At 54.4% G+C, this 26287-nt stretch carries 23 protein-coding genes and 1 tRNA gene; 9 read left to right on the forward strand and 15 right to left on the reverse strand.

The genetic code is table 11. The features are described 5' to 3' along the window. Positions 1-32 precede the first annotated feature (32 nt). From thiL to NTX17_08880, 3 genes are all read left to right on the forward strand, one after another. Complete coding sequence (gene thiL, locus NTX17_08870; protein ID MCX5801484.1) at positions 33-1163, forward strand: thiamine-phosphate kinase; 1131 nt, start codon at positions 33-35, stop codon at positions 1161-1163. 406 nt (positions 1164-1569) lie between these two features. After that, the gene (locus NTX17_08875) at positions 1570-2283 is read left to right on the forward strand and encodes a hypothetical protein (protein ID MCX5801485.1); all 714 of its coding nucleotides are present in this window, start codon (positions 1570-1572) and stop codon (positions 2281-2283) included. Between the two features lie 123 nt (positions 2284-2406). Next, the gene (locus NTX17_08880) at positions 2407-4062 is read left to right on the forward strand and encodes a DUF885 domain-containing protein (protein MCX5801486.1); all 1656 of its coding nucleotides are present in this window, start codon (positions 2407-2409) and stop codon (positions 4060-4062) included. 15 nt (positions 4063-4077) lie between these two features. Here the strand turns inward: NTX17_08880 and cdaA are convergent, their stop codons facing one another. The 6 genes from cdaA to NTX17_08910 form a co-directional block, all read right to left on the reverse strand. Continuing rightward, complete coding sequence (gene cdaA, locus NTX17_08885; protein MCX5801487.1) at positions 4078-4866, reverse strand: diadenylate cyclase CdaA; 789 nt, start codon at positions 4864-4866, stop codon at positions 4078-4080. Between the two features lie 288 nt (positions 4867-5154). After that, positions 5155-6012, reverse strand: coding sequence for a dihydropteroate synthase (gene folP, locus NTX17_08890; protein MCX5801488.1), 858 nt, complete (start codon positions 6010-6012; stop codon positions 5155-5157). 35 nt (positions 6013-6047) lie between these two features. Beyond that, on the reverse strand, positions 6048-6671 hold the full coding sequence (folE, locus tag NTX17_08895) for a GTP cyclohydrolase I FolE (protein MCX5801489.1): 624 nt from the start codon (positions 6669-6671) through the stop codon (positions 6048-6050). Next, positions 6649-8622, reverse strand: coding sequence for an ATP-dependent zinc metalloprotease FtsH (gene ftsH / locus NTX17_08900; GenBank protein MCX5801490.1), 1974 nt, complete (start codon positions 8620-8622; stop codon positions 6649-6651). The genes folE and ftsH overlap by 23 nt, the downstream gene beginning before the upstream one ends. Positions 8623-8792: 170 nt before the next feature. Beyond that, positions 8793-10346 (reverse strand): tRNA lysidine(34) synthetase TilS, encoded by a 1554-nt coding sequence (gene tilS / locus NTX17_08905; protein MCX5801491.1) that lies wholly within the window; start codon positions 10344-10346, stop codon positions 8793-8795. A 184-nt stretch (positions 10347-10530) separates the two neighbouring features. Continuing rightward, positions 10531-10607, reverse strand: a tRNA-Met gene (locus tag NTX17_08910). 313 nt (positions 10608-10920) lie between these two features. Here NTX17_08910 and NTX17_08915 point away from each other — a divergent pair. The 5 genes from NTX17_08915 to NTX17_08935 all read left to right on the forward strand — a co-directional run bounded on the left by NTX17_08915 (position 10921) and on the right by NTX17_08935 (position 15480). Next, positions 10921-11580: a hypothetical protein gene (locus NTX17_08915; protein ID MCX5801492.1), complete on the forward strand. Its 660-nt coding sequence runs from the start codon at positions 10921-10923 to the stop codon at positions 11578-11580. A gap of 10 nt (positions 11581-11590) precedes the next feature. After that, positions 11591-12406, forward strand: coding sequence for a histidinol-phosphatase HisJ family protein (locus NTX17_08920; protein ID MCX5801493.1), 816 nt, complete (start codon positions 11591-11593; stop codon positions 12404-12406). A 78-nt stretch (positions 12407-12484) separates the two neighbouring features. Continuing rightward, the gene (guaB, locus tag NTX17_08925; GenBank protein MCX5801494.1) at positions 12485-13951 is read left to right on the forward strand and encodes an IMP dehydrogenase; all 1467 of its coding nucleotides are present in this window, start codon (positions 12485-12487) and stop codon (positions 13949-13951) included. 68 nt (positions 13952-14019) lie between these two features. Beyond that, complete coding sequence (locus tag NTX17_08930) at positions 14020-14820, forward strand: hypothetical protein (protein ID MCX5801495.1); 801 nt, start codon at positions 14020-14022, stop codon at positions 14818-14820. A gap of 132 nt (positions 14821-14952) precedes the next feature. Further along, the gene (locus NTX17_08935) at positions 14953-15480 is read left to right on the forward strand and encodes a DUF4416 family protein (GenBank protein ID MCX5801496.1); all 528 of its coding nucleotides are present in this window, start codon (positions 14953-14955) and stop codon (positions 15478-15480) included. 296 nt (positions 15481-15776) lie between these two features. Here NTX17_08935 and NTX17_08940 read toward each other — a convergent pair whose 3' ends face one another. From NTX17_08940 to NTX17_08960, 5 genes are all read right to left on the reverse strand, one after another. Then, positions 15777-16259, reverse strand: a complete 483-nt coding sequence (locus NTX17_08940; protein MCX5801497.1) for a HEPN domain-containing protein — start codon at positions 16257-16259, stop codon at positions 15777-15779. Beyond that, a complete protein-coding gene (locus NTX17_08945) occupies positions 16249-16824 on the reverse strand; it encodes a nucleotidyltransferase domain-containing protein (GenBank protein MCX5801498.1) in 576 nt (191 codons plus the stop codon). Before NTX17_08945 ends, NTX17_08940 begins: the two co-directional genes overlap by 11 nt. Positions 16825-17215: 391 nt before the next feature. Further along, positions 17216-18355, reverse strand: a complete 1140-nt coding sequence (locus tag NTX17_08950; GenBank protein ID MCX5801499.1) for an ATP-binding protein — start codon at positions 18353-18355, stop codon at positions 17216-17218. Between the two features lie 610 nt (positions 18356-18965). Beyond that, positions 18966-19385: a type II toxin-antitoxin system death-on-curing family toxin gene (locus tag NTX17_08955; protein MCX5801500.1), complete on the reverse strand. Its 420-nt coding sequence runs from the start codon at positions 19383-19385 to the stop codon at positions 18966-18968. Next, a complete protein-coding gene (locus NTX17_08960) occupies positions 19385-19642 on the reverse strand; it encodes a helix-turn-helix domain-containing protein (GenBank protein ID MCX5801501.1) in 258 nt (85 codons plus the stop codon). Before NTX17_08960 ends, NTX17_08955 begins: the two co-directional genes overlap by 1 nt. Before the next feature lie 329 nt (positions 19643-19971). Between NTX17_08960 and NTX17_08965 the strand changes: the two genes are divergently transcribed. Then, positions 19972-20859 carry a hypothetical protein gene (locus NTX17_08965; GenBank protein MCX5801502.1) on the forward strand — a complete coding sequence of 296 codons (888 nt, stop codon included), beginning with the start codon at positions 19972-19974 and terminating at the stop codon, positions 20857-20859. 429 nt (positions 20860-21288) lie between these two features. On the opposite strand, the gene NTX17_08970 is transcribed toward NTX17_08965, so the two are convergent. The 4 genes from NTX17_08970 to NTX17_08985 all read right to left on the reverse strand — a co-directional run bounded on the left by NTX17_08970 (position 21289) and on the right by NTX17_08985 (position 26115). Next, positions 21289-22443, reverse strand: coding sequence for a right-handed parallel beta-helix repeat-containing protein (locus NTX17_08970; protein ID MCX5801503.1), 1155 nt, complete (start codon positions 22441-22443; stop codon positions 21289-21291). Positions 22444-22769: 326 nt separating this feature from the next. Next, positions 22770-23252, reverse strand: a complete 483-nt coding sequence (locus NTX17_08975; protein MCX5801504.1) for a HEPN domain-containing protein — start codon at positions 23250-23252, stop codon at positions 22770-22772. Beyond that, positions 23242-23817 (reverse strand): nucleotidyltransferase domain-containing protein, encoded by a 576-nt coding sequence (locus NTX17_08980; GenBank protein MCX5801505.1) that lies wholly within the window; start codon positions 23815-23817, stop codon positions 23242-23244. The genes NTX17_08975 and NTX17_08980 overlap by 11 nt, the downstream gene beginning before the upstream one ends. 540 nt (positions 23818-24357) lie before the next feature. Next, positions 24358-26115, reverse strand: a complete 1758-nt coding sequence (locus NTX17_08985; protein ID MCX5801506.1) for an FG-GAP-like repeat-containing protein — start codon at positions 26113-26115, stop codon at positions 24358-24360. Positions 26116-26287: the final 172 nt, after the last annotated feature.

The raw sequence follows: 26287 nt of genomic DNA on the forward strand, positions 1-26287 counted from the left end.
GGAAGGTGGCCTCGATCACGAGGGAATCCTGAATGAAGCCTTTGAGAAAATCAGAACGGGAGCTTGTCGCCGGGGATCTTGGAGAAATGGGACTCATCGAGAGGATTTTGTCAAAGACCGGCCGGTCGTTGGGACTCTCGAAGTCGGACGTAGGGCGCGTGATCGTCGGCCCCGGAGATGACGCCGCGGTAATAGAGTTCGGCGGGAGGACGCGCGTCGTTGTGACGACGGACGTCCTCGTGGAAGGCGTGCACTTCCGACTCGATTGGTCATATCCTGAGGCTCTTGGATTCAAGTCCGTGGCAGCGAACCTGAGTGACGTCGCTGCGATGGGAGGCCGTGCTGTAGGAATCGTGATTTCTCTTGGAATACCGCCGGCGGTTCCAGTGAAAGCCGTTGACAGGATGTATCGCGGCATATCCAAAGCGCTGTCGTTGTTCGGAGGAAATCTGCTTGGGGGAGACACGGTGCGCTCGAGTGCCATAATCGTCTCGATATCTGCCATCGGCGTGCTTGTTGGCGAGAGGCCGCTACTCCGTTCTGGAGCGAGGCCTGGAGACAAGATATGTGTCACAGGTTCGCTGGGTCGTTCCGAGTTGGGGCTGATGTTGCTGAAGAGATACTTCAGACCGACTCGTCGGCCGAGAAAAATCTTGCTCGAGGCGTGGGCGGAGAGAACAGAACAGTACTTCAGGAAAGGACTTCCTCCATCACTGCGGGAGGCGGGATGTGCATGCATCGCCAAACACCTCATGCCTTCTCCGCGGGTGAAGGAAGTGCGAGTGCTCTCAACTTTGGGTCCCTCTGCGATGATCGACATCAGCGATGGGCTGTCGGCAGATCTGATGCGGGTGGCAAGGGCGAGCGGGGTAGGACTGGTGCTGAACGAAGCAGACATTCCCGTTGACAAAGACGCGATGGCCGTGGCGCAGGCTCTCAACGTTGCGCCATACAAGATAGCGCTTTCGAGCGGCGAGGAATACGAAGTTCTGTTCACCATTCCGCAAGCTAGAGTCGAACGGGCGGCAAGTGTTCTGGCGAGAAGGTGTGGAACTGCAATCGGAGTAATAGGAGAAATCACGGGATACAGAGAGTCGATTCTTGTGGTCGGGAGTCGCGCTAGAAAGAGGGCCTTGGCAGAGACAGGCTTCAGACATTTCTAGCTCGCTTTTCTCTGCGGCCCGATGCCTGGCGTTGTGGTGACTCCTGGTCGCTGATGCACTTCCAAGAAGTGTGTCGCCCTTGGAATCGGCCTCGACATCCCATCTAACCCAATTATATCGCAACGAGTTGGGTTATCACGCGCACTTTTCTATTGATTACGTTCTCACAGTGCTGTATAATTAGTACAAAGTTAAGTGTGAGATGGCACGTTAGGGTACGGTCGAAAACCTTCGGAAGTCTCTCTTTCGGAAGTCCCTGAGGTCTCGTACCTCATCCGCTCCGCTGGGGAGTTAATATGACCGAAGTGTCGTTTTCGACCTTTTTGTTTGCCCTTTTTTGACGCCGAGAAGGCCATGAAGTGACCGGGAAGAGGGGCCATGACAAGAAGGTGGAGGTGTTCAATTCATGTTCAGATCATCGGTAATGGTAATCGTTGGCGTTTGTCTGCTTTTCGGACAAGCTCTTGGCTGCGGGACTCAGCTTTGCTGGAACACGGTCGTGCCGCGGAACATGGTAGGTTTCGATTTGAACGTAATCTCTACTGTCGACGGGCCTGACAAGTCGGGGCTGTATACCTACACGTACACGATTTACAGGCTCGACAACGGGTTGAAGCTCGACAACGGAGCGTGGGTCCTTTACCGAGAGATCAGTCACATCTCTTTCTGGTTTCCCTGTGGGCCGGCCGCAGAGAGGAGCATAGTGAACGGCAAGTACGGCATCTCTGTTAGTTGCACGGACGCGGGGCAGTGTCCGACAATTGAAATGGGTGGAAGTCGTGGCATGGTTGAGCCCGTTATGAGCAGATCGTGCAGCGTGTTCTGGGGGTTCAAGCTTGACGCATGTGTCTGCCCCGACGACAGAATCTTCCTTCTTCCCAATCTCAATAAGATTTCTTTCCCCACCGACCCCGAGGATCCCCACTGCACCATCACGTTCAAGAGTGGTAGCGCACCCGAGTGGGGCAAGTGGCTCGCGAAAGGCGGTGCCACACGGGGTGGGCTACACGATGGAATGGGTTGGGTCTACGATGCTGGCGACATCAAGGTTCCGACCTGCGTTCCCGCTGTTGACGTCGGAGACATGACGTGGGGTGCAATCAAGGCAACCTACCGCTAGCGCCGGCCACGAACACATAGCCCGTCGTATACCCTCACGCGTTCAATTCCGTTTGACACAACTAGAATAGCGGATTAGCATCTCACCGCACGTTCTGTTCTGAACCTTTCGCAGGAGGAGGACATGGAAGGAGAGCAAAGCCTAAGGGCCTTGTCTGACGAGTATTTTGACTTCTACGTTGAATCCTACCCCGAAATGGCCACGGTCGTGGGGCTTCACACCTTCGATGACAGGCTGACTCGCTACGATCGGGCCTCCATCGACAAGCAAGTGCGAGCATTCCGCGGATTCAAGAGGCGCGCCGAAGAGCTCTTGTCCGCCGGAGGGCTCTCCACAACCGCTTCGATAGATGCGAGACTCATCGCCAGCAACTGTGAGATTCAGGTCCTCGAGATCGAAAAGATGATGAAACCCTGGGTCGATCCCACCCTCTACATCGAAATGAGCCTGTATGGGTTGTTCCTTCTCGTTTCCAGGGAAGTCGTCCCCGTCGAGAAGCGTGCCAACTCGGTGGCCGGAAGATTGAGAGAGTTCGCTCGCGTGCTGGTCGAAGCTAAGCAAAACCTGGAAAACCCGCCGTCCATTTTTACGAGGACGGCCCTCGGCATGCTCAAGGGCGCAGACGCTTTCGTGAAGGAAACCGTTCGTCACTTCGGCGACAGCTTGGCCGGAGCAAGAAGCGAGTTGGAATCAAGTTCAACAATCTGCATCGAGGCCATGAGGGATTTCGAGACCTACCTGGAAAACGATCTCCTGCCAAGATCAAACGGGGATTTCGCCATAGGACGCGATCTCTTCGAGACCAAGCTAAGGGTGCAGCACATGTTGGACGTGGACACGAAGACACTCGAAAAGATGGGCCGCGCGCTCTTACTGGAGACCAAGGAGCAGATAGAACACCTCAGTAACGAGTTGCACCCCGGCAAGAACTGGAGAGACGTGATCGAGGCCCTCAAGGAGCACCATCCCGACGCCTCGATGCTGAGAAGTGAATACGAGGAGCACATGAGGAAGGCAAGAGAGTTTGTTCTTGCCAAGGATCTTGTTCCTATCCCGGCTGGCGAAGAACTCACGGTCATTGACACTCCCTCTTTTGAACGAGGGACCATCCCTTACGCTGCATACGTCAGCCCGGGGCCCTTCGATGAAAAGCAGGAAGGCCTCTTCTTTGTCACGCCCGTGGATACGAGCGCGCCGATTGAGGTACAGCGGGAACAGCTCAAGGGACACAGCTATGCTTCAATGGTGTTAACGGCCCTGCACGAAGGTTATCCGGGTCATCACTTGCAGTTCATTCATTCTAACCGCGTCCCCACCAAGCTTCGGCATTTATGCGGGAATACTGTTTTTGCGGAAGGATGGGCGCTATATTGCGAAGAGCTCATGAAGGAAGCCGGCTTCTACAGGAGCAGGGAGGTTGAGCTGTTTCAGTTGAAGGACATGCTTTGGAGGGCAGCGCGCGTGGTCGTAGATGTGGGGTTGCACACGAAAAGCATGAGCTTTGATGAAGCGGTCGAGTTTCTGATCTCCGAAGCGTTGATAGAACGCCCCAATGCCGTTGCCGAAGTCAGGAGATATACCAACTCGCCATCTCAACCCTCGAGCTACGCCGTAGGAAAGGCCGAGGTTCTGGCTCTTCGAGACGGCGAGAAACAACGGCTCGGCCCTAACTTCAACTTATCCAGATTCCACGAAAAGCTTCTGAGCTCAGGCACCATTCCATTCAAGCTGGTCAAGGAGGAACTGGGAGCGAAAGACGAGAGCTCGCGAGAAAAGTGAAGGCGCTCTATTGTTCTATGCCAGAGCGGTTCCGGCCTTGGCGTGTTCGCGGGTTTTTCTCACAAGCAGTCTGCTCAGTTCGCTTCTGAGAGAGCCCTTGTCGAGACGTCTCTTGAGAACGCCGCGGGAGGCTATGGAGATCGCCCCCGTCTCGCCCGAGACGACGATGACAACCGAATCGGTTTCCTCGCTAAGCCCTATGGCGGCCCTGTGTCTCGTGCCGAGATCGGCGGCCAGACGAGGATTCTCGCTCAAGGGAAGGAGACAACCTGCAGCCACCGCCTCGTCTCCACTTATGATCACGGCACCGTCGTGCAGCGGAGAAAGCGGTGTGAAGAGTGTGAGAAGAAGCTCGGAAGTGACCTTCGCGTTCAGGGGGGTGCCGGTTTCTTCATAATTACGCAGCCCGACGTCTCTTTCTATTGCTATCAGGCCGCCTTTTTTCTCCTCTGACATTTCTTCCACTGCCTTCAGGATCTCGCCGAGCATACCGAACTCCTGAACCCTTATGAAGGAACCGAACAGTCTGTTTTGACCAATGAGGGCCAGGCCCTTTCTCAATTCCGGCTGGAATATTATTACGAATGCGATAACCCAGACCGTCTTGAGACTGGTAATGATCCAGTTTAGCGCGTTGAGCTGAAACCACTGCGCCACCAGCGAGGTTACAACCAGTACGACGAGACCGGCGAACATCTGCGAAGCGCGTGTGCCCTTTACAAGCATGAAGAGCTTGTAAAAAAGAAATGCCACGATGGCGATATCAATCAGATCAAGATACAGGTGCTGACCAAAAATCCCCATCACATGGTTCCCCTCAGCCTTTCGCTCGAATAGCCGCTCAAGGCATTGGCATCGCCGCGGCAACCGAAGTCGATGCAGCGCTTGCCGTGGACTCTCTCCGGGCAGATTACGATGACTCGTTGCCGATTCTTACCACATCTCCCCGAGAGTTGCATCATTTTTCAGGCGGAGCCGCCATTTTCAGGTCAGGTACACGCGTCTATCCCCCGGCCGACTTCGGAATCGTCCAGGATTCCCAGAGGCGCCGGGCCGCAACGGTCGAATCCCCCGGCCCTCCTGCTGCCGACTTCATGCTTTTGCCACCGCGTCGGCGATGGCGGCAGCTTCTCGTGCCTCTCTCACGTCGTGGACTCTCACCATCGAGGCGCCGGACAGAATGCTGACGACGACCGCGGCCAAAGTCCCAGGGAGCCTTTGGTCGACCGGAAGATCGAGGAGCTGACCGATAAAGGCTTTTCTCGACGGTCCGACCATGATCGGTCTCTGCATCGATTTCAGTTGAGACAGGTTCTTCAGGATTGTCAGATTGTGCGAGAGTTCTTTCCCAAATCCGATACCCGGATCGACCATCATCGATTCGAATTTGACTCCAGCCGTTCTGGCTCGCTCCATCGCTTTCCTGAGAAAGTCGGCTATCTCAACCATAACGTCGTCGTATTCCGGATCGTTCTGCATCGTGGCGGGAGTGCCCTTCATGTGCATCAGTATGAGACCGGCTCCATACTTGGAAGCCACGCACGCGAGTTCGGGGTCGAATCGAAGCGCGCTCACGTCATTGATTATGTGCGCACCGGCGTCCAGGGCAGCTTCGGCAACCGAAGACTTGTAAGTGTCCACCGATATGATCACATCAAAGCGTCGTGCGAGCTCCGAGATGACAGGCACGACCCTGGTTTTCTCTTCGGATTCGTTGACTGGCGTGGAATTCGGTCTCGTGCTTTCTCCGCCGACGTCAATTACGTCTGCCCCCTCCTCTATCATTCTTTCGGCGTGTCTCAGGGCCGTCTCGGGCCTGAGGAACGTTCCTCCGTCCGAGAAAGAGTCGGGGGTTACGTTCAGTATGCCTGCGACGTGAGTTCTCTTGGATAGGTCGAATTGTCCTCCGCGGAACACGAACGTCGCGTCGCTCGTCTCACATGCGTGCATCGTTTTCTCTGCGGTACCTGGTTGCGGCCGGTTCACTATTTCGAGGTGCGGCGCGTTCCGGCGCGCTTGTGCGGCGCCTTTTTCCTGGCTCTCGAGTCGGCTTGGCTGCCTATCAAGGAGAGAGCTTCAGCTCTTGTTCGTTCTTCAAGCATCGCGCCTCTCGCGGCGGTCGAGATCGTCTTTGCGCCGGGTTTGTGGGTGTTATTCATGGCCATGCACAAATGCTCGGCTTCGATGATAACAAGCAGCCCTCTTGGATCGAGAGCCTTCGTCAGTTCGTCCGCAATCTCATTAGCCAGGCGTTCCTGTAATTGGAGCCTCCGGGACAGAACCTCGACGGTCTTCGTGAGACTGCTCAGTCCTGTGACGCGATTCTTACTTGGCAAGTAGGCGAGGTGTATCTTTCCGAAAAAGGGAAGCAGATGGTGCTCGCACATCGAATGAAAAGAGATGTCTCTCACCAGAATCATGCCGTCCTGATTGTCGACACGATATAGTTTGAGGCCTCCCGCAGGCTTCTGGCCGATTCCGCTGAAGATTCTTTCGTAAAGCCGGGCGACACGGCGAGGAGTATTCTTGATTCCTTTCCTCTCCGGATCCTCTCCTATCGCCTCGAGGATGGAGCGGACGGCTTTCTCAATCTTCGCGAGCCTCACCAGTCGCTGCGTCCTGTGTTTGCGCACCTCCCTCACGGGGTTCAGTCCTTTCCGTTCCAGAAGGGGATTCCGTCTGATTGATCTTGGGGATTTCTTGCTGGCCCTGCGCTGGAGTGCGTGGAGTTCGCGTCTTACTGACGGGCTCCAGCTTCTCCCCTCGGAGCACTCTGTCTATTTCCTCGCTGTCCAGAATTTCTCTTTCCAGAAGCGCGATGGCAAGGTCGTTGAGTTTTTCCCTGTTCTCAAGAAGAAGCTTCCTGGCTTTCTCGTGCGATCCTTCCACTATGGCCTTTATTTCTTCATCTATGGAGACGGCCGTCTTCTCGCTGTAGTTCTTCTGCTGGGAAATCTCGCGCCCCAGGAAGATGAGCTCCTCTCTCTTGCCGAGAGTCACCGGACCGAGTCTCTCGCTCATGCCCCACTCGCACACCATCTTTCGTGCTATCTCGGTAGCAGTCTCGATGTCGTTTGCGGCGCCGTTGGTGATTTGATTGAGTACCAGCTCCTCCGCCGCTCGTCCTCCCATAAGCGTGGTGAGGGTCATGAGAAGGTAATCCCGCGTCCTCGTGTATCTTTCGTCGATCGGAAGCAAGTGGGTGAGCCCGAGGGCTCTTCCCCTGGGGATGATTGTAACTTTGTGAATTGGGTCCGAGCCGGGCTGTAGCCTGGCTATTAGAGTGTGGCCGGCTTCGTGGTAGGAAGTCGTGCGCTTCTCTTCGTCGCTTATGATGAGACTTCTTCTTTCCGTGCCCATCATGACCTTGTCTTTCGCCTCCTCGAAGTCCTCCATGAGGACTTTCTTTCTGTTCCTTCTTGCGGCGAGGAGAGCGGCCTCGTTGACGAGATTCGCAAGGTCTGCGCCGGCAAGCCCGGGCGTCGCTCTGGCGAGCACTTTGAGATCCACGTCTTCTGACAGCGGGATGCCTCTCGTGTGTACGCGGAAAATGCCTTCGCGACCGCGGACGTCGGGCCTGTCAATCACGATCTGTCTGTCGAAACGGCCGGGTCTCAAGAGCGCGGGATCGAGAACATCCGGCCTGTTGGTGGCAGCCAGGAGTATGACTCCTTCGTTTGAATCGAAGCCGTCCATCTCGACCAGGAGTTGATTGAGGGTCTGTTCCCGTTCGTCGTGTCCTCCTCCGAGGCCCGCGCCGCGCTGCCTCCCGACGGCGTCTATTTCATCGATGAAAATTATGCATGGGGCGTTCTTCTTCCCCTGATCGAACAGGTCTCGGACCCTCGAGGCCCCAACACCTACGAACATCTCGACGAAGTCGGAGCCACTCATGCTGTAGAATGGTACGTTGGCTTCTCCGGCCACGGCCTTTGCGAGCAGCGTCTTCCCGGTCCCGGGAGGACCGAGAAGAAGCGCGCCTTTTGGAATTCTGCCACCGAGGCGTTGAAACTTCTTCGGTTCCTTTAGAAACTCTATTATTTCCTCGAGCTCTTGCTTTGCTTCGTCGGCCCCGGCCACGTCTCTGAACGTGACCTTGGGTCTGTCTTCGAGAATCACTTTGGCCTTGCTTCTTCCAAACTTGAGGGCGGCGCTCCCACCGGCCTGCATCTGACGCATTATGAAGAGCCAGAATGCGACTATGAGAACGATAGGAAGCCAGGAGACGAGCATTCCAATCCAGTTCATGCCTTCCGGCTGGGACGTGATCTCGGCGCCCGGGAACTTCTTCCATATTTTGTCGGGAAGGTCGGCGTCCTCCGTGGGGAGCCATACCTTGAAGTTTTTGAACGTGAGCTTCCTGCCGCGATAGTCCGTCTCGGCCTGGGCTTTAAGTTCTCCCGTCACTTGCTTACCGGACAATGTCAGCGACGCAATGTTGCCCGCGTTGATTTCCTTGAAGAATCTCGAATAAGAGATCTCCACATCTTTAGGTTTCGCGGAGAAATAGAATTCAAAGAGGAGGACAGTGAGAAGAATCAGCATGATCCAGAACGCCATCGTTTTGAACGGTTTTACCGGCGACAGGGGTATGCCCCTTCGGGGGCCTCTAATTCTTCCACGAGGAGGAAGAGGAGGCTTGTCGTCTTGTTTCTGGAGCTTGTCTCCTCCGGGTCGAGATCTATCTTCGGGTGGAAGCTTTTCTTCAGGAGATTTCTTCTCGGGTTTTGTCAAATGCATTTCACCTCAACGCTAAGGATTAGTTCCGTTGTCTCGTTTACAGAAGCCGCGTTGCTCCTTCGTATACCGACCACCCAGAGTACTTGACTCTGGTCGCAGAAGGCGGCCAGTCTCTTTCTCCTTGACCTTGGTACTTTCAGATCGACCAGAAGGTCCTGGATCTTCCTCGTGCCGTCCATGCCGAACGGGGTCATCCTGTCCCCGGGCTCGAGACTGCGCAGGACGAGGGGTGGCGTGAGCTTTTCAAGATCAAAGATCACTCTGTCGGGTCCGCTCTTGAGCAAATCGCCCCCGCCAGGCTCCTTTGCGCCGGGCTTCCCTGTCGTGGGTCCATCGGCCGACAGCTTTTCGCTCCGCGCATCCTTACCCAGTACCCTGCTGTCGATCTCAAGCCCTATGAGCGGTAGCGACACCGCGTTGCCGGGCTCGAGTCGGACAGCGAATTTCGGCGCAACAGCTCGCTCGGAACGCAGCGTTGAGGTGCGTCCGATCCAGAGCCTCCGTCCATCCAGCCATGCGCTTTTGCCCAACGCGATGTCAACCGAGTCACCTGATTGCCCCGAGGAAATCAGACCGATCAGGGATGCGACGTGAGTGAAGCTAAGATCCCTGAGGCTGCCGCAAAGTCTACGATACGCCTCTCTAAGGATGTAGCTCTGTACAAAAGTATGATAGGACAGGAGGGAGGTTAGTTCAAGTTGAATGTGCTCACGCGTTTCCTCGCGGACACAGTTGCGGTATGCTTCTGAAGCCACTTTGCTCAGGTAGTCTTCCGCTTCTGCGACCAGAGACGCATGAGAGCTCAGTACCTCGACGATTCGCGGATTGTATTTCTCTCTTAGGATCTCCACAAGCTCGTGACGGACTCTGTTCCGCATGAAAGCCGCGTCAACATTGGAGGCGTCCTCCCGGTATGCGATCTGCCTCGAAGCAATGAATTCATTGACTTCAGCTCTACTCGTGGCGAGAAACGGCCTGATGAAGAAGAGTCCTGAATCCGGCCGACTCTCTCCATCTGACACGCCCGGCATCGCACTTGTGCAGGTCTCGGAGATTGTCTTTGTCCCAACCTTCGAGATCGGTTTCATTCCCGAGACGCCCAGAATGCCCGCGCCCCTGATGATATGCATGAGGACGGTCTCGGCCTGGTCGTTCATGGTGTGGCCGAGAGCGATTTTGTTGTGGCCGTGCGCGGCTGCTCTGTCTTTCAGAAAGCCATGTCTGAGCTCGCGCGCAGCTTCCTCCGTCGAGAGCTTGGCACTTTTGGCGAACGACGGTGCATCGGCTCTTCCAACGTGGCAGGCAATCCCGAGTCCCAGGCACATTTTTTCGACGAAGTCTGCGTCCTCGTCCGCGGCGTTTCCCCTGATTCCGTGATTGAGATGCGCGGCCTCGAGAGTGAAACCCATGTCCCTGTGCAAGTCGAACAAGACTTGGAGCAAAGCCACGGAGTCTGCTCCTCCGGACACGGCCACCAGAACAGAGTCACGCGAGACGATGAGCCCCTTCGTCTCAATGAACTCTCCGACTTTTTTCGCTAACATCCCCGACATACTCCAGCCTTCTTCAGGAAAACGGTTTGTGCTCTGCTCCGATTTCCTACATTTCCTACGAAGGTGTCACGCCTGAAGTTATCACAAAAAACACCCCTCTGTGCCCAATTTTCTTGCCGGACGCGAGTCGCTTTCTGCCTGATTGTCGTCCCGGGGACTTGGTACATGAGGAGGGTGGTGGCGGTGCAGGGATTCGAACCCCGGACACAAGGATTATGATTCCTCTGCTCTGACCAACTGAGCTACACCGCCAGAGAGTCATAGGGAGCAATCAAATTCTGAAGCTAGGCACCGGCTTGCGCCCTGTCGAGGCGGAAGCCCCAGGTAATTCTCCAAAAGAGAATACTGGAGGGTGCGCCGCTCGTCAACTGCAAAGAAGGCGGGATGTCGTGGATAGACGGGGGGAGCTCGCCTGTCACGGCAGTGGGGCGACCCGTGTTCATCTGTACAACTACCCTCATTACCGGTATTGACAGTTTTGACCGTGCCCGTATATACTGGACTAACCTTCTTGGTGCATCCGCTTCTCACCGGGGCATGGTTCGTCTGAAAGGAGTTCCATCGTATGAAACTCGTCCGGTTTGTTGTCATTGCAGGCCTTCTGCTTTCTATACTCTGTGGGACGTCCTTTTCTGCTGACGTAACCGGGCGCGCCTTCATGGGTAGCTCAGTCGGAACAATGCTCTTCATCTCTGACGACCAAATGAACGGGTCCAAGATCTGGGTGGGCGGCTACAAGATGAGTAGCGGCGTCAAGCCGAGGCCTTACGGAGACGTGAGTTTCGGTTACGTCTTCAAGCCCTATCTCTCCGCCCTGGTGAGCGTCGGTTACGGCTGGGAGGCATACAAGTTCGATGACCTGCGAGTCACGACTGCCAGGCCCATCACCGTGGGGGTTGAGTACAGGTACGGGACCCGGAAGTATGTGCCCAAGGCAGGGATCGGCGTAGGTTACTACGTGTGGTCCGTGCTCGAAGACAGGAAGGTCATGAAAGATCCGATCACGAGGGAAGAACTCAAGCGCGGCAACCCCGGCGGGTATGTGATGGCAGGTGTTGAGTATTTCATGAGACCCGATCTGACCATCGGCGGTGACGTGGTAGGCCATCACGTATTCTCCGAAGACATCGAGGCTTTCCCGTCAGGATATGCGTACAACAAAGATATACTCTCCATGAAACTGGGCTTGAAGTACTACTTCGTGTCCAAGAAAAAGGGGTCCTAGGCCCCGACTGATGCTTCTCACTGGTCTCGTTGACTATCACTTACACACTAAACTCTGCGGCCACGCCCGAGGCGAGGTCGAAGAGTATATTGACGCGGCCCGGGCTGCGGGTCTTGTCGAAGTAGGATTCGCAGATCATTTTCCGCTCTTGGGACGCGACAGAACGGGGCTCACGATGTCCCTGGAGGAGCTGCCGCTCTACTATGAGCGGGTGGCGGGCCTGAGGGAGAGCCACTCCGAAATTCGCGTGAAAGTGGGGATAGAGGCTGACTACATCCCCGGACAGGAAGCGCTCATAGAGAAACTGCTCAGTCTGTACGAGTTCGACTACGTGCTTGGGTCCGTACATCACATCGGGGACCTGGATGTCAGCAGTTCGCGGAATCTTGCCCGAGTCAATGCAATGGACTTCGACTCGCTTTACACCCAGTACTTCACCCTGGTAACGGAGTGCGCCGGAACGGGCTTGTTCGATATTCTGGCCCATCCCGACATTATCAAGAAGCACGGACATACCACCTCGCTTGACCCGAGACCTTTCTGGGAAGCGACCGTTGAAGCGACTGCGCGTGCCGGAATGTGCGTCGAGGTGAACGCCTCGGGTTTGCGGCGGCCGGTGAAGGAGATCTATCCCTGTGCAGAGTTTCTGGGAATGTGCCGGGAGGCCCGGATACCCATTACGCTTGGCTCGGACGCGCACGCGCCGTCCGAGGTGGGCTCCGGCATGGAGGATGCGGTCAGGCTGGCTCTTCAATGCGGGTACACTGAGAGCGTTCTCTTCTCGAGGAGAAAGGTCGAGGGGAGAGTGAAGCTAGGGGTGTCATAGCCTCATATACGTATATCTGTATATAAGACTATGACGCTTACCTCCTACTGTAGAGCGGCGAAACACGGGGCCTTGAAAATGCATGACAGATTTGTTGACGCGGACGGAATCACCTTCGACGACGTCCTAATCCTGCCTGCGCGTTCGACCGTGGTTCCTGCGCAGGTGGACGGCAGGACGCGCCTCACGCGAAACATCGAGCTCGGGATTCCGCTCGTGAGCGCTGCTATGGACACGGTGACCGAGGCGGCGCTGGCCATCGCAATCGCCAGGGAGGGCGGAATAGGCTGCATCCACAAGAACATGGGGATCGGAGAGCAGGCGGCGGAGGTCGACAGGGTAAAGAGAAGTGAGAGCGGGATGATTGCCGATCCCATCACGCTTTCTCCCGAAGCTCCCGTCAGAGCGGCCCTGGAGCTCATGGATAAATTCAAGATCTCCGGCGTGCCGATTACCCAGGGCAAGAAGCTGGTGGGTATTCTCACAAACCGGGATCTGCGGTTTGTCGAAGACGTGAATTCGCCCGTGGGAAAAGTGATGACTCGCGAAGGCCTGGTAACCGCACCTGAGGGGACGACGCTCGAGCAGGCGACGAAGATACTTCACAAGCACAAAATCGAAAAACTGCCGGTGGTGGACGCAGACTACAACCTTGTAGGATTGATAACCGTCAAAGACATCATGAAGCGCATCAAGTATCCCCAGGCGTGCAAGGATTCGCAGGGGAGACTGAGGGTCGGTGCCGCCGTCGGCGTATCCGGGGACCTCGAGGAAAGGGTGCTGGAACTCGTCAGGGCCGAGGTTGATGTGCTTGTTCTGGACAGCTCGCACGGGCATTCGGAGAATGTCATCAAGGCTGCAGAGAGCATCAAGAAACTGGCTGCCGGGATTGAGCTTGTGCTCGGCAACGTCGGGAGGGCAGAGGGCGCCGAGGAATTGATATCTGCCGGGGCCGATGCCATCAAGGTCGGGATGGGGCCGGGAGCCACGTGCACGACGAGAGTGATTGCCGGGGTCGGCGTGCCGCAGATTACTGCCATAATGGACTGCGTGCGCGTTGCCGACAAAAAGGGTGTGCCGGTCATAGCGGATGGCGGGATAAGGCATTCGGGCGACATCGTCAAGGCCATTGCCGCCGGAGCAAGCTCGGTCATGATAGGGAATCTCTTCGCGGGCACGGAAGAAAGCCCTGGCGAGACCATTCTCTACGAGGGCAGGAGTTACAAGCTCTACCGCGGGATGGGAGCGCCGGGTGCCATGAGGAGGGGGAGCGCCGACAGGTATGGCCAGGAGGCCGCCACCGCAGAGGCCAAGCTGGTTGCCGAGGGAATAGAGGGAAGAGTGCCGTACAAGGGTCCGCTTGGTCGGACTGTTTACCAGCTTGTCGGAGGCTTGAGAGCGGGGATGGGATACTGTGGTGCAAGAACGATACAGGAGCTGAGAACTACGGCCAAGTTTATCCGCATCAGCCCTGCGGCCCTCCGGGAAAGTCATCCTCACGACATAACCATTACACGCGAAGCGCCCAACTACGGGCTGCGTTGAGGTGCGGCAAGCGCAACGCGCAGCTATAGGACAGCGGATCAAGATAAACGCCGCGGCAAGACGACGAGATGGAAAAGCAGGGCAAAGCAAGAGAATTCACTGAAACACTCAGGGGAACTGCCAATTCTTGTGGCGTGACCCTTTTCGGGACGGCCTCTTTCCACGGACGAGAGAACGAGGCTCCGAGCACGTTACCCTTTTCCTTGAGTGATCTCCCCTATGCCGTATCCATAGGGTTCAAGCTCAGCGACGTTGTCGTGGATGGTTTGGTGGACAGGCCGACCCGCACGTACCAGTATCACTACCGTCAGGTGAACCTGTTCATCGACCAAGCCCTGTTGCGACTTCTCGGGAAAGTGCATGAGCTGGGATACGAAGGCTTCCCGGTTCCCTCGTCACAAATAGTCAACTGGGAATCGAACACCGGCCATCTCACGCACAAGGTCGTCGCGAAGGAGGCGGGCCTCGGATGGATAGGTCGGAGCAACCTGCTGGTTTCTCCCGTGTACGGCGCCAGAGTGAGATACGGGAGTCTGTTCACAACCATGCCGCTTCAGACGCCGAGTATGCAAGGGGCAAAAGCCGGTATTCAAGGGGCTCAGGTGAGCGCTCAGGGAACTCAGGCGGGCATTCAGGGAGCTCAAGACGGCATCCAAGCGGCTCAGGACTGCGGCGACTGTTTCAGATGTCTCAGGGCGTGCCCGGCCTCGGCAATCGGAAAGACCCGCGAAGAGTTCGATCTCGGAAAATGCACCGAGATGCTCAAGCTTTTCAGCAAGGAAGAAAACATCGGCTCCATGATTTGCGGGCTTTGCGTCAGGGCGTGCAAGGGACACGACAGACCGCGGAAGACGCCAGCTGCGGGCTAGCGGAAGTTGTGGCGGCATCCCCGGCCAGCAAGCCGCATGGAGCGTATGTCGCGTCTGCGCACGATCCTCGGCTGGCCGACCGCACAAATCACTTGTCGCCGCCCCGCCACTTAAGTATTGGAGGGAGCTAGAATGCCCATCCTTACTGGAAAGCCTGCCAAAGCCAAGCTGGTCGCGGCGCTCATGGCTCCACGTGAGGGGTTGATCCAGAAAGCCCTTTCTGCTCTCGAGCCAACCTACGGGTCAGTAGAGCTTGCTAGTAGCGTTTTTCCCTTCACCTACTCCGATTACTACAAAAACGAGATGGGGGACGGTCTGTGCAAGATGTTCTGCTCGTTTGGCAGGCTCATCGAACCTGATGAAATCGTGAGCTTGAAACTCGAGGCAATCGAATGCGAGAAGAAGTTTCTGAGAGACGAGGCCCCTCAAACGTCATTCAAAAGGTCGGTCAACATAGACCCCGGCTATTTGGACAGAACGAAGCTTGTCCTCGCTACGACAAAAGACTGCTCCCACCGAATCTACCTCGCCAAAGGAATCTACGGTGACGTCGAGCTCGTGTATAGATCGGGAAGTTTTGTCTGCCTGGAGTGGACGTATCTCGACTATAGAGAGGCGTTCGCCATAGAATTCTTCAACAAGGTGAGGAGCGCAACCTGACCTCGCAGCGTGTCTTCTTAACGCCTGTGCGCGCTCGGGCAGAGGGAGGCGATAGTGCCGCATGACGTTTTTCCAAATGGCCAGGTTTATTTGCTAGTCGCACTTCCAAATAACACGGCTAATATCGGAAGCCAGGTACAAGTGCTGAGGGATGGGTGGGCTTGTGTCCCGGGTGAGGTAAGACACTGGGTACCGCAGGTTCGAGTCCTAGCTGGGGAGCCACAACTCTTCCGTATTCCGCAGCCCAAACGCCTAAACCTCAAGTACCCGTCGTTGGACCCGGCCGTACAGCAAGTCTACTCTTCTAGCAGATTCCCGAATCTCAACTGTCTTTGAGGGGCTTTCGCCTTGATAAGGCTGGAGACTTTCTCAACGAACTTCTCGGCCACCGCGATAGAATGAGTCGCTTCTTTCAGCGAACAAGGTATGCCGGGTTCATAGATGAACCTGTGACGTTTTCGCCTCATGAAATCATAATCGTTCACAAGTTTCCTAAACTCATCTCCTAAAACCGAACCCGCAAATCTCACTATTGTCAAGTGCTTGTTCTTGATTTCCGGTCTGAACCCCTCGCTGAACATCAAACCCAATCCCATTCTCAACATGGCATTGTAAGCATAGTTGTAGGCACATTCCGGATCCTCTCGTAGGTTTCTCTTCGCAGTTCTCAGATCAGTGCGGGCGCGCTTGATCAGCTTGGCTACCGCCCTTTGGTCTACAGGACACCTCTTGATCAATCCGTCCTTTTCAAGGGGTTTCTCGGAATGTCTAGAGCTCATCCTCTTTTCCCACCAACATTATCTTTGGAGCCGTCAAGACCTCTTCGATGAAACCGCTCGCGACTCTTTTCTTCGCCCGGTATTCTTGCAGAGAGTAGATCGTCGGGTTGATTTCTCTCCGGAGTTTTTTCTCCAATCCCGCAATCTTCTCGTTCAACACGGAGATGTCGGGACGCCCGATTATCATTAGATCGATGTCGCTGGTCGCTTTTTCTCGACCCGAAGCGAATGATCCATAAATGAAGGCCAGCCTTATGTCCTTGAAAGACGATAACGTTTTTCTTACTGCCCCTTCAACACCAACAGTCTTAGAGACTATGGCCTTCAGTTCCTTGAATAGGGGATGTCCAGTATTCAGAGAGTAGTAGAGCAGGTTTCCGACTCTGTGAGTGACGAATAGGTTATCCCTCTGAAATCTTAAGAGCTCTCTTCTTATGCTGCCCGCGGAGTAACCCAGGATGCGCTCAAGTTGTCGCAGATAGTATTTCTGGGATGGATTGCTGAAGAAAAGGGACAGCAAGCCCTGTCTGATTCTTGACTTCGTTACATATAGCGCTTCCAACATCGTTGAACTCCTTCTTGAGTACAATTGTACTCAGTATTGGATACAGCGGCAAGTCTTATCTGAACCCAACCTTTGTACCGAAGTGGACTGTGCGACGAGCGTCTGAGGGTGGCATTCCAGATTGCACCACTGCCTGGTACTCGGAAGCTGCGGTGAGCCCTTCTGGCAATCAAGGCTGGACGACAGTTCTGGCACGATCCGGCCAGGAAGACAGTCTGAAGGTGAACCTATCCAGTCGTCACACACTCTCGCTGGCGTTCGTTGTGCCCGCGCTTAGTGCTCCAGTCCGTGTAGACAACCCGGAAGTGAAGGGCGACTTCAAGGCTCTCTTCTAGGGTTCGAATACTGGCACATTTGGGGAGGCACACCCTCCTGCTGTGCTGCACAATGCTCACCGCTGCAGAGCCGTCACAAGACCGGAAAGGCTGACGAACCGAACCTCCATGTCACCATACTTCCTGTGGTAGCTGCGGGTCACGTCGTTAGCCACGACATAGTTTGAACCGGTCGGATATTGTCTCCGAAATGCCTGAAGATTCTTGGGGTCGAACGCGCCTGCCGACCATTTGCATTCGATGGCCACCGGAGCCCTTCCTCGCACCGAGTGTACGAAATCCACCTCGTGTCCTCGTTTGTCACGCCAGTACCGAACTGTCCTCACCTGAAGAATGCTCTGAATCTCGTTCAGCACGTAGTGCTCCCAGAGCTGTCCCATGTCCTCTTCACGCAATTCTGTCCACCCGCGGTGGTAACATACGAAGCCAGTGTCGAAGCCGTAGACCTTCGGGGCCGCCACGATTTCGGTAGACTTGTGTCTTGTGAAGGGGCGAACTACGTGGGTGATAAACGTGGCTTCAAGCACGGCGAGATAATTGGAAATCGTCGTCCGGCTGATCTCGCAGGAGCGTGCGAACCTCGTCGCCTCGAATATGCTCCCACTTTGCGCGAGAAGAAGCTCCACAAATCGCTGAAACGAGGCTCTCCTCTCTAAGCGAAACAACTCCTGAATGTCCTTCGCCCAGTATGCATCAATCCATTCCTGGAAATCTCGATCCGGAGTATTCGTGGCAAGAAAGAACGGGGGGAGTCCGCCGTAGAGGAAGCGGTGGCTGAGATCCACGTTCTTGAAGTCCACGAGATCGTGGCTGTTCATCGGCGTAAGCCAAAGATCCCTTTTCCGACCCGCCAGTGTGTCCTTGAACCTTGCCGACGCCCCGAGCGTGGATGACCCCGTGGCAAGGACTCGAGTCTTCAGGAAGTGGTCTGCCGCGATCTTGAGCAACTCGGAAGGATTCGAAAGGCGGTGAATCTCATCGAGCACAATTCTCCGGCCTACGAGGTCTTTCAGGAAACCTTCAGGATCCTCCATCAGACGCCGCGTACGGGGAAGCTCACAGTCGAAGTACTCGACTTTGTCCAATGACTTACTCAGGAAGGTCTTGCCTACACGTCTAGCTCCAGAAAGCCAGACTACCGGCTTTTCCTTCCAGGCAGATTCAACCAAATCTATCCAGAAAGACCTTCGTACCATACGCAACCATTGTTGCACATGGTGCTACCAAATGCAAGATCAAAAGCACAGTCGAAGGCACGCCTTATTGAGTGGTGGCTAAGATACTCGGGCAGGAGTGTGAAAATGACCTGCTTGCCCACGTTCCGGGCGGGTCCAGACAGCACTCCGTTCAGACGTCGATTTTCCAAATAACCAGGTTTATTTGCTAGTCGTGCTTCCAAATAACACGGCTAATATCGGAAATCAGACACAAATGTTGAGGAATGGGTGGGCTTGTGTCGCGGGTGAAGCAAGACACTGGGTACCGTCGGTTCGAGTCCTATCTGGGGAGGCACTCGGTGCTCCAAGGTTGCCCTACTTCCTGCGCAGAGGATTTTGGCGTTCTCCAGCGAGAGCGCCTGTTCTCTTTTGGCAGGACTAAGACGAGCCGATGGACAGAGACCGGGTATTGCTCTGGTTTAGTATCAAGGGCTGAGTTTTTTCTCTTGGCCTCTACGTGCGGTCGTGCTCACTGCATCCTTGCCCTACCCCTCGGGCTCCGGAATTTGATGGCAATGGCACGAAACTCAATGGGATGCTGCCGCTGATCGCACGCATTGATACTCGTCACAATGATCTTTAGGCTGGGCTAGTCCGCATCTACCAGATGGTCTCGAATGAACTTCTCCGCAGCCGCAACGACGTGATCTTTGACTCCCGATGGACTCTGTGCCAGCCAGACTGTGAAATTGTAAAGTTCTTGGGTATCCGCCTTCAGCCACTTACCATTACCAGCTAGAAATGTGAGCAAGGTGGTTACTGCGATCCTCTTGTTGCCGTTCTGGAAGGGGTGGTTCTTGATCATCAGATAGAAAAGAACACTAGCCTTGCCCACTAGTGTTGGGTACAGGGCCTTGCCTGAAAAACTCTGAAACGGAGTCACAACGCAGCTTTCAAGTCTGTTTGCAAATCGCGTAGAGAAATCAGGTATTGGCTCGTCGAAGGAGAGGTGTTCTTTAGCGAGTCGAAAGGCAAGGTATTCCACGTCGGCTATAGTTATGATTCTCACTATTCCCTGCTTAAGTTCTTCAGGACTTCGCCATATTCCAGAACTGTTCTACGAACAGCTGCATCTATTCGCTTCTTTCCCTTTCCTGATGTCTTCTTGCCGAGGACATCTGTGAGAGTACGGTCTGTAATGACGTACGTTTTGCCGATCTTCATAGCACGGATCTGCCCTTTTCTGACCCGGTTGTAAATGGCAATGCGACTGACTCCGATAAGCTTGGCAAGTTCGGGTATAGTGAAGTATTTTTCCTTAGCCATGGTTCCTCACCTGAAGTTAGAAGGTTAACTTGACATCCACAGGTTAACATAAGTTAATCAAGCGAACAACAGTTAACATGAGTTAACGTGAGCAAATTGATCAGTAACAAACAGATATCCTAACGTCTTGTCAAATAGTCAAGTTAGTGGATAATCCTGGAAAAGCCTTACTTTAGGAAGCTGGCGAGTATATCTCTCCCGGAAGCGACTCCTTTGTGGTACAATTCTCTTTCCAGTGAGGCCTTCGTTTTCTCAGAAAGGTATTTTATCCACAGATCAGATACCAATAGATGGTATATATACCATCTATTGGTAGACAAATGGGCTCTATGAAGATGCTAACCAAGAAACATCATCTCGAAATCAAGACCTACTTCGATAGCGTGGATGCAAGAATATACACCCAGAAAGACATCCGACAAATCCTCGCAAGCAAACGGATTCTATGGCAACTGCCTGGAAAAATAGGCGTGGCTGAATTCCTGGACCATCTCATTAAGAATTCGGAACTCAAGAAAATCGTTCTCAATTCTCCAGATTATGATAAGAAATACATCCGCTATGCATGGAGGGAGATATCTGCATATCAGCTAAGTCTCTCTTTGAGACCACATTCCTATTTATCTCACCGCTCCGCAATGTACTTGAATAATCTGACTGAACTGCCTTCCAGGATCATATACGTTAACTCCGAACAAACCCCAAAACCTCGACATGAAACCAGCCTTGAACAGAGATTGATCGACTTAGCCTTCAAATCTGAGCCCAGAACCTCAAAGTATGTTTTCAAGCATAAGAATTGGCGGATATGCTGTTTGAGCGGATTGAATACAGATAATTTGGGAGTAGTGGAAATCCAGGCACCCACTCAGGGCAGATTGCAGGTCACTGGCATTGAGAGAACCTTGATCGATATAGCCGTCAGACCTTTTTATTCTGGCGGGACAGGTGAAGTCCTCAAGGCTTATATGAAGGCAATAGGGAAAATTGACACTGACCGACTGATTTCAATTCTGAGGAAGATCGAATACATTTATCCGTACCATCAGGTAATAGGTTTCTATTTGCAGGGGGCAGGTTTTCAGAATTCTTCCTTGAATTCGTTTAAAGAAATGGGACTCAAACATGATTTCTATCTTGACTATGGTATGCAGGAAAAAGACTACTCCAAAGAGTGGAGAGTTTACTTTCCCAAAGATCTTATGACTGCGCGTTAGTTCATTGTCCGGATATCCACCAAGCCCGAGCTGATCCAATATGATAATAAGGTTCTAATCAAGCGCGAGGCACTTCTCTTCCATCAGTTAGCAAGGCGCCTTCTTGGTAGGTGACAAACTTAGGCGTCAGGACACGGTCTCATCATCTCTTGGTCGAGGGGCACTTGCTTCTGTCTGAACCGTGGTCTGTGAGAAGGTCGGTTGCATGCGCCTGTTGCGCCGACTAACGACTGTCAATGGCGATTTAATCTTACCCAGAAGTGGCGAAGTAAAAGTGTACCACCTATACGGCGTGCGCTGATCAGGCGAGTACGGATCTTGCCTCCTGTCTTGGGTCATAGGTGTAGTTCTTAACCAAACCTATAGTAGACCTCTCACAGGAGGTTTTTCATAAGTATCTAACATCGTCCAGCGAGGGGAGGCAACGAGCTATCTGAAAAGCGCCTTGATCTTGCCCCAGGTGGTGGGCAGTACAGATGTGGGACCGCAGCCGACACCCAAGGCGCCTACCTGTCCACAACCAGGATGATTTGCGCAGGGCGAGGTACAGTTGATGTGGTAGTCCCCAGCAGCAGGATCACAAAAGAGAGGGTTTGCCGAGAAATCTTCAGACACCGACGTGCACGTATAGTAGTTTCCACGGCTGTTGTTCCATACGTCATTGCAGTGCAGTGTGGGTGACGATGAATGGGGCTGGGCGCAATCTATCCCGTACCATTCACTGCCAATCACGATATTGTTCTCCAGAAGTGGCGAGGCAGAATCAAGGGCAATGCCGACCTGGTTGTTGACTATCGTGTTACTATGCACAGTTGGCGATGAATAGCTTATGTAGACACCATAACCCGTTCCGTCTACGATCAGATTCTCGTAGACTTCTGCCTGTGATGAAGCCCTGCACGAAACGCCGCCTGAACCATCCCTCATGATATTCCTGCGTACAACCGGAGAGCTACCTTGACAGGCAACCGCCATATCCTCGTTCCCGATGAACTCGTTGTTCTCAATGACAGCCTGCGAAGTCAGACAATAAATCCCAGATCCATCAACGCTGCCGTACTCTGGCCATCCGCCCGTGTTGTTGCTTATTGTATTGCCGGAAACATATAGAACCGAAGCAGCATCAGCGGCTATGCCGCCCCCGGAGTTGTCCGTAATGACGTTGTCAATGATCTGAACATCTGAAGATTCACAGAAGATCCCACTCCCGGCATTGTTGGGCCAGTAATACCCAGAATACTGACCGTTGGTTATCGTAAGCCCTCGTATTACACCCGTGGCCGGAACATTGGTGCAATGGATAGCTCTGTGAAAGTCCCCGCCATGAATGCTGGTAACCGCGGTACCTTGTTCGCTAATTAGGGCGATGTTCTTTCCAGATATGGTCAAGGGCCCATAGTAATAGGGCTCATAGTAATCACCCGGACCGACAAGGACTGTGTCGCCTGCAGCAGCAGAATCGATGCACGCCTGAATGGTCGTGCAATCCCCACTTCCATCCTGCCTCACAAGCCACGTGCGGGCGTCAGAGGCAACGGGGATGAGCAAGAGAAGAGAGAACAGAAGGAGGATGATAGCTCTCATATCGCTTTCGACCTCGCTTTCTGCCTGTCACAGACGAGCTCAGGGAAAACAAGAGGAAAGAGATCTTGTAAGCTAATCAATACGAGGAACTGTCTAAGGTTAGACTATCACATCTTGCCGCTTCGCGCAATCCCTTTCGATAACCCACCGAGAGCATGCAACCTGTTCTCAGTATGTGGGAAGGGAACACCTCGGGACCAGACGGCTCACATCCACTCTAATGGTTCGCAAATCGTACAACTTGAGGAGCCACAACTCTTCTGTATTCCGCAGCCCAAACGCCTCAACCTCAAGTCCCCGTCGTTGGACCCGGCCGTACAGCAAATTCACTCTTCCAGCAGATTCCCGAATCTCGACTGTCTCTGAGGGGCTTTCGCTCTGATGAGGCTTGAGACTTTCTCAACGAACTCCTCGGCCACCGCGATAGAATGAGTCGCTTCTTTCAGCGAACAAGGTATGCCGGGTTCATAGATGAACCTGTGACGTTTTCGCCTCATGAAATCATAATCGTTCACAAGTTTCCTAGACTCGTCTCCTAGAATCGAACCCGCAAATCTCACTATTGTCAAGTGCTTGTCCTTGATTTCCGGTCTAAACCCGTCGCTGAACATCAGACCCAGTCCCATTCTCAACATGGCATTGTAAGCATAGTTGTAAGCACATTCCGGATCCTCTCGCAGGTTTCTCTTAGCAGTTCTCAGATCAGTGCGGGCGCGCTTCATTAGCTTGGCTACTGTCCTTTGGTCTACAGGACACCTCTTGATCAATCCGTCCTTTTCAAGGGGTTTCTCAGAATGTCTAGAGCTCATCCTCTTTCCCCACCAACATTATCTTTGGAGCGGTCAAGACCTCTTCGATGAAACCGCTCGCGACTCTTTTCTTCGCCCGGTATTCTTGCAGAGAGTAGATTGTTGGGTTGATTTCTCTCCGGAGTTTTTTCTCCAATTCCGCAATCTTCTCGTTCAACACGGAGATGTTGGGATTCCCGATTATCATCAAATCGATGTCGCTGGTCGCTTTTTCTCGACCCGAAGCGAATGATCCATAAATGAAGGCCAGCCTTATGTTCTTGAAAGATGATAACGTTTTTCTTGCTGCCCCTTCAACACCAACAGTCTTAGAGACTATGGCCTTCAGTTCCTTGAATAGGGGATGTCTAGTATCGAGAGAGTAGTAAAGCAGGCTTCCGACTCTGTGGGTGACGAATAAGTTATCCCTCTGAAATCTTAAGAGCTCTCTTCTTATGTTGCCCGCAGAGTAACCCAGGATGCGCTCAAGCTGTCGCAGATAGTATCTCTGGGACGGATTGCTGAAGAAAATGGACAGCAAGTCTTGTCTAATTCTTGACTTCGTTATATATAGCGTTTCTAACATCGTCGAACTCCTTTTTGAGTACAATTGTACTCAGTATTGGATACAGCGGCAAGTCTTATCTAACCCCAGCCTTTGTACCGAAGTGGACTGTGCGACGAGCGTCCAAGGGCGGCATTCCAGATTGCACCACTGTCTGGTATTCGGAAGCCGCGGTGAGCCCTTCTGGCAATCAAGGCTGGACGACATCTGGCACGATCCGGCCAGGAAGACAGTTTGGAGGCGAGTTTATCCAAGCAGCACACACTTTCGCTGGTACTCGATCCGGTGACGCCTGATGTCCCAGTTCGCATAGACGACTCGGAAGCACGGGGCAGATTCGCGAGTCTCTTCTGCAGTTCGAATACTGGCACATCTGGGGAGCCTGCCGCGGCGACGGGGCCTGTTGCATCCACGCTCGCTCCTGTGACTACCGCCTCGGGCCACCAAAGCAAGAGGAGCCAGCGCTTGGCCAGTCCATCGGTTGTGCTTAGTCTCTTGCCCAATCAGCAAGAGCCTCTATCTTCGCACACAAAAATACACTTGGTTTGTGCGGTATCTCTATCAGCGCGTCAGCACTATCTTCCGCGCTTCCTTATGACCCCCGAAGTTGAGCTGAACGAAATACACTCCCGCCGGAAGCTTCGTCCCACGCGCACCCTTTCCATCCCAGTTCACCATGTGCTGGCCAGCATCCTCCTCACCATCTCTGAGAACCGCTACCTGCCTACCTGCCACGTCATAAACGACTAACCGCACATGCCCACGCTCTGGCAACGTGTACCCCAGGTGCGTCAATGCCTCAAACGGATTCGGCGCACCGCGACCGAGCAACAAGGCACCAGGAACTGCCCCTCCGCCTTCAACACCGACCACGGTTCCAGTCCGCACATCCGCCTCCGTCACACAGTTGTACGGCAACGAAAACCACGGGGAACGCGGGAAAAACGGCGAATCCGTCAACGTGCGAAGCCGCCAGTGATACATTATGTTTGACGTAAGACCAGTCACCACCTTGGAGAGACCCACCACGCTGCCGCCACCTCCAGGAATTCCCGTGTTGTACGCCGAACCCGTAACGAGCCCGCTACCGTTGAACGGCGTCCCCAGCGGCTTCACCTCGCACTGGAGCCGCACATTGCCACGACCTAAGGGGGTGCGACCCACGGCTTTCAAGAGGAAACCATCAGCCGAGCCGGACAGACCCAGTAGCGCGATAGGCGCCGAGTCGTCGGTTCGCGCCTGGCGGGCGATGCGATGGAGCCCATCACCTTCGTTCCCATAGTACACATACGCACGCCCCTCACCCGTCTGACCGTTGCTGTGGCTTGGGGCGCCAACAATAACATCCGAGTAGCCATCCCCGTTCACATCCCCTGCAGTACCCACGGAACGACCGAAGTCGGCACTTGCCTGGTCGCTCTGCGCTATCCAGCCTGCGGTCGCCGCAAGACCACCGGCAGACCCATGGTACACATACGCCTGGCCGTTGCTGTACTCATAGGCATAGGCGCCGACAATAACGTCCGAGTAGCCGTCCCCGTTCACATCCCCTGCAGTACCCACGGAACGACCGAAGTAGGCGCCTGCCTGGTCGCTCTCCGCAGTCCACCCAGCGCTCACCGCAAGACCACCGGCAGACCCGAGATACACAAAGGCACACCCCTCATACGCCTGGCCGTTGCTGTACTCATAGGCGCCGACAATAACGTCCGAGTAGCCGTCCCCGTTCACATCCCCTGCCGTACCCACGGAATAACCGAAGGAGCCCCCGCTCACCGCAGTCCACCCAGCGCTCACCGCAAGACCACCGGCAGACCCGAGATACACAAAGGCGCGCCCGTAATTGGGCTGGCCGGCGGCGTAGTATGGGGCGCCGACAATAACGTCCGAGTAGCCGTCCCCGTTCACATCCCCTGCAGTACCCACGGAATAACCGAAGCATGCGTTTGCCTGGTCGCTCTCAGCTGTCCAAGCCGCGGTCGCCGCAAGACCACCAGCAGACCCATAGTACACATACGCACGCCCCTCACGCGTCTGACCGTTGCTGTACTCATAGGCGCCGACAATAACGTCCGAGTAGCCGTCCCCGTTCACATCCCCTGCAGTACCCACGGAATGACCGAAGTCGGCACTTGCCTGGTCGCTCTCCGCAGTCCAGGCAGCGGTCGCCGCAAGACCACCGGCAGACCCGTGGTAAACATACGCACGACCCTCATTGGTCTGCCCGTTGGCGTAGTTTGGGGCGCCGACAATGACGTCCGAGTAGCCATCCCCGTTCACATCCCCTGCAGTACCTACGGAAAAACCGAAGTAGGCGATTGCCTGGTCGCTCTCCGCTGTCCAGGCAGCGCTCAGACTTTATGGATCTGGCTGGACTCCTCAACTAATCGTGGGTTAGTGTGGAACTGTCATCGTTAACCGTTCCTACTAGAGCCACATGAGTGCCGCAAGCACTCAAAGAGGAAAGGAGCCCAGCCATGTCTCAGTATAT

The organism is Candidatus Eisenbacteria bacterium (assembly GCA_026388185.1).
In the GTDB taxonomy this organism is placed as follows: domain Bacteria; phylum Eisenbacteria; class RBG-16-71-46; order JAFGJU01; family JAFGJU01; genus JAPLKG01.